General features: G+C 73.6%; 13 protein-coding genes. 4 read left to right on the top strand and 9 right to left on the bottom strand.

What is annotated here, in order from left to right; all coding sequences use genetic code 11:
• Positions 1-6 precede the first annotated feature (6 nt).
• The 4 genes from ACFWVE_RS13430 to ACFWVE_RS13445 are packed head-to-tail and all read left to right on the top strand — an operon-like array spanning position 7 to position 4,686.
• On the top strand, positions 7-1,188 hold the full coding sequence (locus ACFWVE_RS13430; protein WP_384012389.1) for an ADP-ribosylglycohydrolase family protein: 1,182 nt from the start codon (positions 7-9) through the stop codon (positions 1,186-1,188).
• On the top strand, positions 1,176-2,615 hold the full coding sequence (locus tag ACFWVE_RS13435) for an ADP-ribosylglycohydrolase family protein (RefSeq protein WP_384012392.1): 1,440 nt from the start codon (positions 1,176-1,178) through the stop codon (positions 2,613-2,615). Before ACFWVE_RS13430 ends, ACFWVE_RS13435 begins: the two co-directional genes overlap by 13 nt.
• On the top strand, positions 2,612-3,847 hold the full coding sequence (locus ACFWVE_RS13440; protein ID WP_384012395.1) for a CaiB/BaiF CoA transferase family protein: 1,236 nt from the start codon (positions 2,612-2,614) through the stop codon (positions 3,845-3,847). The genes ACFWVE_RS13435 and ACFWVE_RS13440 overlap by 4 nt, the downstream gene beginning before the upstream one ends.
• On the top strand, positions 3,844-4,686 hold the full coding sequence (locus ACFWVE_RS13445) for an HpcH/HpaI aldolase/citrate lyase family protein (protein ID WP_384012399.1): 843 nt from the start codon (positions 3,844-3,846) through the stop codon (positions 4,684-4,686). The genes ACFWVE_RS13440 and ACFWVE_RS13445 overlap by 4 nt, the downstream gene beginning before the upstream one ends.
• Before the next feature lie 163 nt (positions 4,687-4,849).
• Here the strand turns inward: ACFWVE_RS13445 and lgt are convergent, their stop codons facing one another.
• The 9 genes from lgt to ACFWVE_RS13490 all read right to left on the bottom strand — a co-directional run bounded on the left by lgt (position 4,850) and on the right by ACFWVE_RS13490 (position 12,159).
• Entirely contained in the window at positions 4,850-5,959 is a 1,110-nt protein-coding gene (gene lgt / locus ACFWVE_RS13450) for a prolipoprotein diacylglyceryl transferase (RefSeq protein ID WP_384012403.1), read from the bottom strand.
• A gap of 82 nt (positions 5,960-6,041) precedes the next feature.
• On the bottom strand, positions 6,042-6,818 hold the full coding sequence (locus tag ACFWVE_RS13455) for a DsbA family protein (RefSeq protein ID WP_384012406.1): 777 nt from the start codon (positions 6,816-6,818) through the stop codon (positions 6,042-6,044).
• Between the two features lie 119 nt (positions 6,819-6,937).
• The gene (gene trpA, locus ACFWVE_RS13460; RefSeq protein WP_384012408.1) at positions 6,938-7,807 is read right to left on the bottom strand and encodes a tryptophan synthase subunit alpha; all 870 of its coding nucleotides are present in this window, start codon (positions 7,805-7,807) and stop codon (positions 6,938-6,940) included.
• A complete protein-coding gene (trpB, locus tag ACFWVE_RS13465) occupies positions 7,804-9,090 on the bottom strand; it encodes a tryptophan synthase subunit beta (RefSeq protein ID WP_384012410.1) in 1,287 nt (428 codons plus the stop codon). Before trpB ends, trpA begins: the two co-directional genes overlap by 4 nt.
• 59 nt (positions 9,091-9,149) lie before the next feature.
• Entirely contained in the window at positions 9,150-9,401 is a 252-nt protein-coding gene (trpM, locus tag ACFWVE_RS13470) for a tryptophan biosynthesis modulator TrpM (RefSeq protein WP_384012413.1), read from the bottom strand.
• A 166-nt stretch (positions 9,402-9,567) separates the two neighbouring features.
• Positions 9,568-10,377 (bottom strand): indole-3-glycerol phosphate synthase TrpC, encoded by an 810-nt coding sequence (gene trpC, locus ACFWVE_RS13475; RefSeq protein WP_384012416.1) that lies wholly within the window; start codon positions 10,375-10,377, stop codon positions 9,568-9,570.
• 182 nt (positions 10,378-10,559) lie between these two features.
• A complete protein-coding gene (locus ACFWVE_RS13480; protein WP_384012419.1) occupies positions 10,560-10,985 on the bottom strand; it encodes a DUF2752 domain-containing protein in 426 nt (141 codons plus the stop codon).
• Between the two features lie 86 nt (positions 10,986-11,071).
• On the bottom strand, positions 11,072-11,323 hold the full coding sequence (locus ACFWVE_RS13485) for an HGxxPAAW family protein (RefSeq protein ID WP_384012422.1): 252 nt from the start codon (positions 11,321-11,323) through the stop codon (positions 11,072-11,074).
• A 194-nt stretch (positions 11,324-11,517) separates the two neighbouring features.
• The gene (locus ACFWVE_RS13490; RefSeq protein WP_384012425.1) at positions 11,518-12,159 is read right to left on the bottom strand and encodes a TIGR02234 family membrane protein; all 642 of its coding nucleotides are present in this window, start codon (positions 12,157-12,159) and stop codon (positions 11,518-11,520) included.
• Between the last annotated feature and the right edge of the window lie 18 nt (positions 12,160-12,177).

Here is a 12,177-nt window from a genome sequence, read left to right on the forward strand (position 1 = left end):
TCGGACATGACGCTCAAAGAGCAGGAAAATCAGGTCCGGGGTGCCTCCCTGGACGAGCGGATCACCGGCGCGCTGGTGGGTGCCGCGGTCGGCGACGCGCTCGGCGGCCCGGTCGAGGGGTACTCCCCCGAGCAGATCGCCGAGCGCCACGGCGGCCGTGTCCAGGGCGTCGTCGGCCCCTGGCACGGCGACGCCTGGCGCACCGCCCGCCCCGTCGCCCCGTACCACAAGGGCGACGGTCACGTCACCGACGACACCCTCATGACGCACGCCCTGGTCCGGGTGTACGCGCGGGTCCGGGACCATCTGGACGCCCACGCCGTCGCCGACCACCTGGTCCCGGACCTGATGACGCACCCGCGCTGGATCCCGGAGCTGGAGGCGGAGGCGCTCCCCCTGCAGCGGATCTTCCTCGCGGAGAAGTGGCTGGTGGCCCGGATCCACTACGGCCATGTCGACCCGCGCGAGGCGGGCGTCGGCAACATCGTCAACTGCGGTGCCGCGATGTACATGGCCCCGGTCGGCCTGGTCAACGTGGCCCACCCGGCGGCCGCCTACGCCGAGGCGCTGGATGTCGCGGGGGCCCACCAGTCGTCGTACGGCCGGGAGGCGGCCGGCGTCCTCGCGGCGGCCGTGGCGGCGGCGTGCGCACCGGGGGCGACACCGGACTCGGTCGTCACGGCCTGCCTGTCCCTGGCGAAGGACGGCACGCGGACGGCGATCGAGCGGGTCTGCGAAGTGGCGTCCCGCCATACGGACTTCGAGTCCGCGCTGCGCCCGCTGCGGGAGGCGGTGACCCCGTACGACACCGTGGGCCCCGACTACCGCGCGCCCTCGCTGGGTGCCCGCCGTCCGTCACGGCTGCACGCGATCGAGGAACTCCCGGTCGCGCTGGGCATGGTGGTGGTGGCCGGCGGCGACTTCCGGCACGCGGTGCTGGGCTCGGTGAACTACGGCCGGGACTGCGACTCCATCGCCACGATGGCCGGCGCCGTGACGGGTGCCCTCGGTTCGCCGGTCCCCGAGGACTGGGCGAAGACGGTGGCGGAGGCCAGCCGTCTCGACCTCCTGGAACCCGCGGCCGCGCTGACGGAGGTGGCCCGCGAGGTCTTCGCGCGCGACGTGTCCCGACGCCGGGCACACGAGAGGGCGTTCGCCGGGCTGGGAGGCGCGGGATGCTCCGACTGACCTGGGTCCAGCCGGAGGACCTGATCGGGCACGAGCTGCGCCAGGCCGCCCAGGACGGCCGGGCGGCCACGGCCGTCGCCGCCGTCGCGGCCCGGTGGCGCGCGGCGGGCGGCCCCGAGGCCCCGCCCCGTGCGGGCGCCTCCCCGCGGCCGGTGTCCGGCTACCTCCGGCTGCTGGCCGGGGACCTGCTGGACGAACTCGCCGACCTGCCCAGCGGCCTGGCGGACGACGAACCGACGGACCTCACCGCCATCAAGTCCCTCTGCCCTCACTGGCCTTCGCCCGTCGACGCCGCTCCCCCGGCCGTCCCTGACCAGCTCGAAGCCGACCTCACCACCGAGCACCTCGAGACCGGCCGTCTGGAAGCCGCCTGGCTCGGCCGTGCCGTCGGCTGCCTGCTCGGCAAGCCGGTGGAGAAGCTCCCCCTCGACGGCATCCGCCAACTCGCCCGGGCCACCGGGAACTGGCCTCTGAACGGCTACTTCACCGCCCGCGGAGTCCCCGAGGAGCTGGCCGCGCGCTACCCCTGGAACCGTCGCTCGGCGGCCACCTCGCTCGCCGAGAACATCGACGGGATGCCCGAGGACGACGACCTCGACTACCCGCTCCTCAACCTGCTGCTGCTCCAGCGGTACGGCAAGGCGTTCACCACTGCGGACGTGGCCCGGATCTGGCTGGACGAACTCCCCGCGGGCCGCGCCTTCACCGCCGAACGCGTCGCCTACCGCAACCTCCTCGACGGTCTCGAGCCCCCGCGCACCGCCCGCCACCGCAACCCGTTCCGCGAGTGGATCGGCGCCCTGATCCGCGCCGACGTGCACGGCTGGACCCACCCCGGCGACCCGGCGGGCGCCGCCGAACAGGCCCACCGCGACGCCACCCTCACGCACACCGCGGGCGGCGTCCACGCCGCGATGTTCGGCGCGGCCGTCATCGCCACCGCCGCAGGCACAGGCAGGGACACAGGCACGGGCACGGGCCGCCCTGACATCCACGCCTGCGTGCGCGCAGGCCTCACCGTCGTACCACCGCGCTCCCGGCTCGCCCGCGCCGTGCGCGAGGCCGTACGACTGGCGCACGAGCACGACGACTTCGCCGACGTCGTCGACCGGCTCCACGCCCTGCACGCCGGTATCCACTGGGTGCACGCCGTCCCCAACACCGCCCTGATCGCCGCCGCCCTCACCCACGCGGACGGCGACTTCACCGGCGCCGTCTGCCGTGCGGTGTCCGGCGGCTGGGACACGGACTCGAACGGTGCCACGGCCGGCGGCATCGCCGGCCTGCTCGCCGGTTCCCCCGCCGCGCTCCCCGAGCGCTGGACGGCCCCGCTGAAGAACCGGCTGGCCACCTCCGTCGGCGACTTCAACGGCGTCGGCTTCGACACCCTGGCCCGTCTGACCCGTCTGGAGGCCTCCCGCCCATGACCCGGCCCACCACACCCACCGCCCCCTCCCCCACCACCACTGCTCCCCCGCCCCCGCTGGCCGGCCTGCGCGTCCTGGACCTCGCCACCCTCTTCGCCGGCCCCCTCGCCGCGACCCTGCTCGGCGACTTCGGCGCGGAGGTCGTCAAGGTCGAGCACCCGAAAAAGCCCGACCCCTCCCGCGGGCACGGCCCGTCGAAGAACGGCGTGGGGCTGTGGTGGAAGATGCTCGGCCGCAACAAGCGGACCATCACCCTCGACCTGTCCACCCGCGGCGGCCGGGCGACCCTGCTGCGCCTCGCCGGGACCGCCGACGTGGTCATCGAGAACTTCCGGCCCGGCACCCTGGAGAAGTGGGACCTGGGCTGGAGCGAACTGTCCGCCGTCAACCCCCGTCTCGTCCTGGTCAGGGTCACCGGCTTCGGCCAGTTCGGCCCGTACGCGCACCGTCCCGGCTTCGGCACGCTCGCCGAGGCGATGAGCGGCTTCGCCGCCATCACCGGTGAGCCGGACGCGCCCCCGACCCTGCCGCCGTTCGGCCTGGCCGACTCCATCGCGGGCCTGACCACGGCGTACGCGGTGATGACGGCGCTCGCCGGGCGGGAGCGCACCGGCGAGGGCCAGGTCGTCGACATGGCCCTCATCGAACCGATCCTCACCGCGCTCGGCCCCCAGCCGACCTGGTACGACCAGCTCGGCCACGTCCAGCCGCGGACCGGCAACCGCTCCCAGAACAACGCCCCGCGCGGTACCTACCTCACCGCCGACGGCACCTGGGTCGCCGTCTCCACCTCGGCCCAGTCGGTCGCCGAGCGGGTGATGCGGCTGGTGGGGCGGCCCGAACTGATCGACGAACCGTGGTTCGCCACCGGCGCCGGCCGCGCCCGGCACGCGGACGTCCTGGACGAGGCGGTGGGCGGCTGGATCGCCCGCCGCACCCGTACCGACGTGCTCGCGGCCTTCGAGAAGGCCGAGGCCGCGGTGGCCCCCGTGCAGGACGTACGGGACGTGATGGCCGACCCGCAGTACCAGGCCCTGAACACCATCACCACGGTCGACGACCCGGAGCTGGGCCCGCTGCGCATGCAGAACGTGCTCTTCCGGCTCTCCCACACCCCCGGCGCGATCCGCTGGGCGGGCCGCCCGCACGGCGCGGACACGGACGAGGTCCTGACCGAACTGGGGCTCACCCCGGCCGAGCTGACGGCCCTGCGCGAACAGGGCGCGCTGTGACGGCGGAGTCCCCGCTGACCTGGCTGTACGCGCCGGGCGACCGGCCGCGTGTGGTGGCGAGGGCGCTCGTGTCCGGGGCCGACGTGGTGGTGATCGACCTGGAGGACGCGGTCGCCCCCGACCGCAAGGCGTACGCCCGTGCCGCCACCGCCGAGCTGCTGCGCGACCCGCAGCCGGTCCCGGTCCACGTCCGTGTCAATGCCCCGGCCTGCCCCTGGGGCGAGGCAGACCTGGCGGCCGTCGCCCCGGCCGGGGGCCTGGCGGGCCTGGCCGGTCTGCGGCTGCCCAAGGTGTCCTCGCCCGCCGACGTCGTCCGGGTCGCGCGGCGGACCGTGTCCGCCCACGGCGGCGCGCTCGCCCTGTACGCGCTGCTGGAGACGGCCCTCGGCATCGAGCGGGCGCACGACGTGGCCACCGCCCACCCGTCCCTGCGCGGCATCTCGATCGGCGAGGAGGACCTGCGGACCGACCTGGGTGTACGCGACGACGCGGGCCTCGACTGGGCCCGCTCCCGCGTGGTCGTCGCCGCGCGGGCGGCGGGTCTGGCCCCGCCCGCCCAGTCCGTCCATCCCGACACCCGCGACCTGGAGGGTCTCCTCGCCTCCTGCGTCCGTGGCCGCTCCCTGGGCTTTCTGGGCCGCGCCGCCATCCACCCGCGTCAGCTGCCGGTCATCGAGCGCGCCTTTCTGCCCACGGAGGAGGAGATCGAACGGGCGGAGACGGTCGTCAAGGCTGCGGCCGGCGAGAGGGGCGCCCAGGCGCTTCCCGACGGCCGCTTCATCGACGTGGCGGTGGTGACGGCCGCCCAGCGGGTGCTCTCCCTGGCCCGCCGCGTCTGAGGCCCCCGCACACACGCCGTGGGGGGGCCCGGGCGACCCGGCCCCCCCCCCCCGGGGACCAGTGGAACAGGCCCCCCGGCGGGGGCCCCCACCCCCCCCCCACGGCGTCGTACCTGTGCAACGGGCCGCCGGTCGGCGGCACAACGGCCGGCCGGGCGGACCGTCAGCTCTTCTTCGCCGACCCGGCATCGTCCTTGGACCGCACATCCCCGGATTCCGCGGGTCCGGAGTCCGTGTCCGCTGAATCACCGTCCTCGGAATCCACCCGGGCCGTCTCCGCCTTGGCGTCCTCGGCCTTCGCGTCACCCGGCCCGGTGTCCGGCTTCTTCGGCTCGGCCTCTCCCTTTTCCTGCTCCGCCTCCGGGGAGTCCGCCTTGCCGTCCTTGCCGGCGGCCTCCGACCCGTCGCCCCCGGCGGAACCGTCCGCCGCGCCCACTGCCGTACCACCGGCGGCGGCCGCGTCCGGTTCCACCGCGGTCTCGCGTCCAGGACGCAGCTTCGCCGACACCACGAAGTACACGACCGCGAGCACACACACGATCAACGCGGTCCAGTTGTTCAACCGCAGGCCGAGGATGTGGTGGGCCTCGTCGACGCGCATGTACTCGATCCAGAACCGGCCCGCGCAGTACGCGGCGACGTACAGCGCGAACACCCGCCCGTGTCCGAGCTTGAAGCGGCGGTCCGCCCAGATGACCAGCAGGGCGACACCGACGCACCACAGCGACTCGTACAGGAACGTCGGGTGGTAGTACCCCGGTACCCGGCCGCCGTCCGTGGACGTGATGTGCAGGGCCCAGGGAAGGTCCGTCTCCCGCCCGTACAACTCCTGGTTGAACCAGTTGCCCCAGCGTCCGATCGCCTGTGCCAGCGCCAGACCGGGGGCCAGGGCGTCGGCGTACGGCGGCAGGGCGATGCCCCGGCGCCGGCAGCCGATCCAGGCACCCACCGCGCCCAGCGCGACGGCGCCCCAGATACCGAGGCCGCCCTCCCAGATCTTGAAGGCGTCGACCGGGTTCCGGCCCTCACCGAAGTAGAGCTGGTAGTCGGTGATCACGTGGTAGAGGCGACCACCGACCAGGCCGAACGGGACGGCCCAGAACGCGATGTCCCAGGCGGTGCCCTTCTGGCCGCCGCGCGCCACCCACCGGCGGTCGACGATCCAGAGGGCGACGAAGAGGCCGGCGAGGATGCTGAAGGCGTAGCCGCGGAGCGGAACGGGGCCGAGATACAGCACCCCGCTCGACGGGCTGGGAATGTAGGCAAGTTCCATGGCAGGGTCGACGCTACCGTAGCCGGACCGGCCGCACGGCGGGCGGCCCGGCTACGGGTCCATAACGGGAAGGCGCGCAGCCCTACTGCCGATTGGCCTCCTCCACCATCTCCTTGAGCTTCGCCGGGGTCATCGACTGGTCCTGGTAGATGTTCTTGTCGCCGAGCAGGACGGTCGGTGTGCCGGAGAAGCCGCCCTTCTGGAAGGCCTCGTTGGACTTCGCGACCCAGCTGTTGTGTGTGCCGTCCTCCACGCAGCTGCGGAAGGCGGGGGTGTCGAGGCCCTCGACCTTGCCGGCCAGTTCGATGAGCTTGGCGTTGTCGGCGAAGGCGTCGTCCGGCTCCGGGGGCTGGTTGTCGAACAGCACGTCGTGGTACTCGGTGAACTTGCCGGCGTCCTGGGCGCAGGCCGCCGCGTTGGCGGAGTTGCGGGAGCCGGTGCCGCCCATGTTTCCGTCGATGAGCGTGACCAGGTGGTACTCGATCTTCAGCTGACCGGACTCGGTCAGCTCGTGGAGCGTGGGCCGGTACGTCAGCTCGAAGGACTTGCAGGCGGGGCAGCGGAAGTCCTCCCACACGGTGAGGGTGGACTTGGCGCTCTCCTTGCCGGCCGGGATGGCCAGACCGTCCTTGCCGAGCGCCCCCGAGGGCGCCACCACCGGGCCTGCCTCCTCGCTGCCGTCGTCCTTGCCCGCGTTGGCGGCGACGAGGCCGATCACCGCCGCGAGTGCCAGGACACAGACCACGCTCGCACCCACGATCAGGGTGCGGCGCCGCCTGTCCGCCGCCTTCTGCTTCTCACGCTCGACCGCCAGCCGCTCACGAGCGGTGCGCTTTCCCTCACGGTTCTTCTCGCTCACACCCCGCAGAACGAACCGGGGAGGCGCAACGCGCCTCCCCGGCCCTAGGTCCACCCGTACGAGGGATTCGTACGACTAATTGCGGAGCGCCTGCCGAGGCCTGGGCATCGGTGCCGCCGTCATGTCCGGCCGCGCACGCCCTTGGCCAGCTCGCCCGCGAGGGCCCGCACGGCCTGGAGGCCCGCGGCCGGGTCGGGGGCGTCCAGCAGCCGCTTGACGAAGGCGGATCCGACGATCACACCGTCGGCGAAGCGGGCGACCTCGGCGGCCTGGGTGGCGTCGGAGACGCCGATCCCGACGCACACCGGCAGGTCGGCGCGGCTTGCCCGAGCCCGCGCGACGAGGTTCTCGGCCTGCGCGCCGACCGACTCGCGGGTGCCGGTGACGCCCATGAGGGAGGCGGCGTAGACGAAGCCGCTGCCCGCCGCGGTGATCTCGGCGAGCCGCTCGTCCTTACTGCTGGGTGCGACGACGAAGACGGTGGCGAGCCCGTGCTTGTCGGCGTGCTCCCGCCACAGCGCCGATTCCTGGACGGGCAGGTCGGGCAGGATGCAGCCGGCGCCGCCCGCCTCGGCGAGTTCGGCGGTGAACCGCTCGACTCCGTAGCGGTCGATGGGGTTCCAGTACGTCATGACGAGGATCGGCTTCCCGGTGGCCCGGTGGGCCTCCCGGACCGTGCGCAGCACGTCTGCGATCCGCACGCCGCCGCGCAGCGCGATGTCGTCGGCGGTCTGGATGACGGGCCCGTCGAGCACGGGGTCGCTGTGCGGCAGGCCCACCTCCACGACGTCGGCGCCGCCGTCGATGACGGCCTTGACGGCGTCGATGCCGCCGTCGACGGTGGGGAACCCGGCCGGGAGGTAGGCGATCAGCGCGGCGCGGCCCTCGGACTTCGCCGCGGCGAGGGTGTCCGTCAGCAGTCTGCGGTTTCCACCGGTCGCCGTGGTGCCGGTCCGTGCCGTGGTGCCGGTCTGTGCGGTGCCGCTCACTTGACGTCTCCCTCGATCTCGGCGGTGCCGGCGTCCGCGTCGGCGGCGACCTCGCTGTCGGTGTCGTACAGGCCGAAGTAGCGGGCGGCGGTGTCCATGTCCTTGTCGCCGCGGCCGGACAGGTTGACCACGATCAGCCCGTCCTTGCCCAGTTCCCTGCCGACCTCCAGGGCGCCGGCCAGCGCGTGGGCGCTCTCGATGGCCGGGATGATGCCCTCGGTGCGCGACAGCAGCCGCAGGGCCTGCATGGCGGCGTCGTCGGTGACCGCGCGGTATTCGCCGCGGCCGGAGTCCTTGAGGTAGGAGTGCTCGGGTCCGATGCCCGGGTAGTCGAGCCCGGCCGAGATGGAGTACGGCTCGGTGATCTGGCCCTCGTCGTCCTGGAGGACGTAGGAACGCGAGCCGTGCAGGATGCCGGGCTCGCCCGCGGTGAGGGTGGCCGCGTGCTCGCCGCTCTCGATGCCGTGTCCGGCGGGTTCGCAGCCGACGAGCCGGACCGAGGTGTCCGGGATGAAGGCGTGGAAGAGGCCGATGGCGTTGGAGCCGCCGCCGACGCAGGCGATCGCGGCGTCGGGCAGCCGTCCGGTGCGTTCCAGCAGCTGGCGGCGGGTCTCGACGCCGATGACGCGGTGGAAGTCGCGGACCATGCCGGGGAAGGGATGGGGTCCGGCGACGGTGCCGAAGAGGTAGTGCGTGCGGTCGACGTTGGCGACCCAGTCGCGGAACGCCTCGTTGATGGCGTCCTTGAGGGTGCGGCTGCCGGACTTCACGGCGATGACCTCGGCGCCGAGCATGCGCATCCGGGCCACGTTGAGGGCCTGGCGCTCGGTGTCGATCTCGCCCATGTAGATGGTGCAGTCGAGGCCGAACAGGGCGCAGGCGGTGGCGGTGGCGACGCCGTGCTGGCCGGCGCCGGTCTCGGCGATGACCCGGGTCTTGCCCATGCGCCGGGTGAGCAGGGCCTGGCCGAGCACGTTGTTGATCTTGTGGGAGCCGGTGTGGTTGAGGTCCTCGCGTTTGAGGAAGACCCGGGCGTGTCCGGCGTGTCCGGCGAACCGGGGCACCTCGGTGAGGGCGCTCGGGCGGCCGGTGTAGTGGACCATCAGGTCGTCGAGTTCGCGGGCGAACTCGGGGTCGGCCCTGGCCTTGTCGTACTCGACGGCGACCTCGTCCACGGCGGCGACGAGCGCCTCCGGGATGAACTTGCCGCCGAACGCGCCGAAGTAGCCCTCGGCGTTGGGGGTTTGACCCTCCGGGTCGGGGACGAAGAAGGTGCTGGGCATGCGGGAACCTCACGGTGGGTGTCGTGTGTGGGCACTGGTCGCCGTGGGGGCGGGGGTTGTCAGGCCGCTGCGGGCCGGATGTGGCTGGTCGCGCCCGCGCGGCGGAGCCGCGCATGCGGGCACGGCCCCGCGCCCCTGCAAGCGGGGTGCTGCCATCGCATGCCGTTGACCTGCCCGGGTTCGTCACCGATGACGTAACGCACCCGACGGCCGTGCACGCGGCGTGCGGGGGCCCGGCAGCCCCGCGGGCGGCAGCCGCGGGCGAGGCGCGCGTACGGGTCCCTGGTCGTCAGGGTGATGGGGAGGGTCATCGGTGCCAATCCTAGGCCCTGTCGTCACCTTCGCGTCGTCCGCCCGGAGGGCAGGGCGCGCCGGTCCCCGCGTCCCCGCGTCCCCGCGTCCCCGCGTCCCCGCGTCCCCGCGTCCCCGCGTCCCCGCGTCCCCGGCATGATCCGCCGGACAGGACCTGGCGGGGGATCAGCCGCGCCCGTGGCGCAGTGCCGGGTGCTCGCCGGCCGCCACCAGGTCGGCGACCGCGGTCTTCGGGTCGCGGCCGGTGACCAGGGACTCGCCGACCAGGACGGCGTCGGCGCCGGCGTTGGCGTAGGCGATGAGGTCGTGCGGGCCGCGGACACCGGACTCGGCGACCTTGACGAGGTGGTCGGGGATCTCGGGGGCGATCCGCTCGAAGGTGCCGCGGTCGACCTCGAGGGTCTTGAGGTTACGCGCGTTGACCCCGATGATCCTGGCGCCGGCGTCGACCGCGCGCTCGACCTCGTCCTCGTCGTGCACCTCGACGAGCGGGGTGAGTCCGATGGACTCGGCGCGCTCGATCAGCGACTCCAGGGCGGACTGTTCGAGGGCGGCGACGATGAGCAGGGCGAGGTCGGCGCCGTGCGCCCGCGCCTCCCAGAGCTGGTACGAGGTGACGATGAAGTCCTTGCGCAGGACGGGGATGTCCACCCTCGCGCGGACCGCCTCCAGGTCGGCGAGCGAGCCGCCGAAGCGGCGCTGCTCGGTGAGGACGGAGATGACGGCCGCGCCGCCCGCCTCGTAGTCGGCGGCGAGTCCGGCCGGGTCGGCGATCGCGGCGAGCGCGCCCTTGGACGGGCTGGAGCGCTTGACCTCGCAGATCACCTTGACGCCCTCGCCCCGCAGGGCGGCCACGCCGTCCTTGGCCGCGGGAGCCTTCGCCGCACGCTCCTTGAGCTCGTCGAGGCTGACCTGTGCCTGCCGCTCCGCGAGGTCGGCACGGACTCCGTCGATGATCTCGTCGAGCACACTCACGCGAGAGGCCCCCTTCCAGACGGTCCGTCTTCAGTGCGTTCGTTTCCGTCCTCGGGGCGTTCCCCGTCCTCACGGGCGGGTCGCCGGACGAAACCGGTGGTCACTGCGATGGTATCCGCAGCGGGGGGTACGCCTCACATCCGGTTGACGCCGGTCCCATTACCTGGACGTTCGCGAGTTGATCAAGGATGTAGCCAGCCACCGAACGGCAGGTTCCGGACAACCGTGAAGACCAGCACGAACGCCCCCAGGGACCACAGGAGCACCGGCCCGGGGTCGATGCGCAGAGGTTTTCCGCGTGCCGCGCGGACCACCCATACGGTCCACAGGGCGGCGAGGGCCGCGTAGCCGAGGACGGCGGGCGCGTTGGCCTGGAGGGCGGCCAGGAGGTCGCCGTGGACGACGGCGTGCGCGCTGCGCAGTCCGCCGCAGCCGGGGCAGTACAGACCGGTGAGGCGCAGCAGCGGGCAGGCGGGGTAGTGCCCGGGCTCGTTGGGGTCCACCGCCCCGACGTAGGCGAAGGCTCCGGCGACGGCGGCGAGTGCTCCGGCGGGGAGGGCCAGACGGGCGGCGGTGCCGCGGGACACGCTGGGGCTGACGGCGTTCACACGGGCATTGTGCCCCGCGCACACGCGTCAGGGGCGGTTGCGGCACCCGTGTGCCGGCCGCCCCCGTCCGGAAGTGCTCCCGGTGTTCAGCTGTCGGCGCGGACCGGCTCACGGTCGGCGGAGGGCGGGTTGACGGGGTGGACGTGCTGCCGCTGGCCCATGCCCATCTTGCTCATGATTCCGCCGACGACACCGCCGAGCAGCACGACGACCATGCCGGCCCAGAAGCCCACCGGCGAGGCCATCACCATGAACATGCTCGCGACGCAGAAACCGATGAACGAGATGATGACACCGGTCCAGGCGGCCGGGGTGTGACCGTGGCTGCTGCCCGCCATTGCTTGCTCCTCAGTGCTGTGTACGTGTCTGAGCAGGACGCTCGGATCAATTGTCCCGCACGCGCGCCCGCGCCGTGATCGGGGGTGCTCCTCCGCGCGGCGCACGCCCGTCGCCTGCTGCTCCACGGGGGACGGTGAGGGAGCGGACGGCAGGGGGCGGCGGGGAAGGGGCGGCGGGACGGAGGTCCGGTGGTTCAGGCTCCGGTCGGGTCCTCGCCGCGGTCGAGCGCCTTCCACAGTTCCTCCGGCCGGTCGGGATCGCCGGCGGTGGCCGTACGGCGGGGCCGCGGGGCGGCGGCGCGCTCGTAACGGCCGGACATCGCGGGCCACAGCCTGCCGTAGCGCAGGGCGAGCGCGCCGGCCACCAGGAGCAGCAGGCCGCCCACGGCCGCGACGTAGGGCCAGGCCGTGTGGCTGAGGGCCTCGACGGCGGCCGACGTGTCGCCGGAGACCTCGGCGGCCTTGTCGTCGAGCGCGGAGCTGTCGGAGGCGCCGAGCAGGGCGGCCACGACGGTGCCCGCTCCGGACAGGGCGAGCAGCGCGGCGACGGCGAACCGGCCGGCCCGGCGGACGGCGAAGACGGCGACGAGCGCGGCCAGACCCACCACGGCGAGGGCGGCGGGGACGCCGGTGACGTCGCTGCCGCTCGCGGTCAGGGGGAAGGAGCCGCCGGCCACGGTCGCGGTGCCCTCGGCCCACTGCTGCCGGGTGGCGAGCAGGGCCACGGCCGCGCCCAGGGCACCGCAGAACAGGGCGACGGCGAGGCTGAGGCGGCCGGTCCGGGCGGGGCCGGCGGCCTCGGAACGGGAGTCAGGAGCAGCAGTCACGTACTCCACTATCGCGTGAACCGCGCG

It is taken from the genome of Streptomyces sp. NPDC058632 (genome assembly GCF_042717095.1).
Lineage (GTDB): Bacteria > Actinomycetota > Actinomycetes > Streptomycetales > Streptomycetaceae > Streptomyces.

Excerpts from the sequence above, each read along its gene's own strand:
- ACFWVE_RS13440 (WP_384012395.1), top strand. The coding sequence starts at position 2,612 with ATGACCCGGCCCACCACACCCACCGCCCCCTCCCCCACCACCACTGCT.
- ACFWVE_RS13485 (WP_384012422.1), bottom strand. The coding sequence starts at position 11,323 with ATGGCGGGCAGCAGCCACGGTCACACCCCGGCCGCCTGGACCGGTGTC.
- trpB (WP_384012410.1), bottom strand. The coding sequence starts at position 9,090 with ATGCCCAGCACCTTCTTCGTCCCCGACCCGGAGGGTCAAACCCCCAAC.
- lgt (WP_384012403.1), bottom strand. The coding sequence starts at position 5,959 with ATGGAACTTGCCTACATTCCCAGCCCGTCGAGCGGGGTGCTGTATCTC.
- trpM (WP_384012413.1), bottom strand. The coding sequence starts at position 9,401 with ATGACCCTCCCCATCACCCTGACGACCAGGGACCCGTACGCGCGCCTC.
- ACFWVE_RS13430 (WP_384012389.1), top strand. The coding sequence starts at position 7 with ATGACGCTCAAAGAGCAGGAAAATCAGGTCCGGGGTGCCTCCCTGGAC.
- ACFWVE_RS13435 (WP_384012392.1), top strand. The coding sequence starts at position 1,176 with ATGCTCCGACTGACCTGGGTCCAGCCGGAGGACCTGATCGGGCACGAG.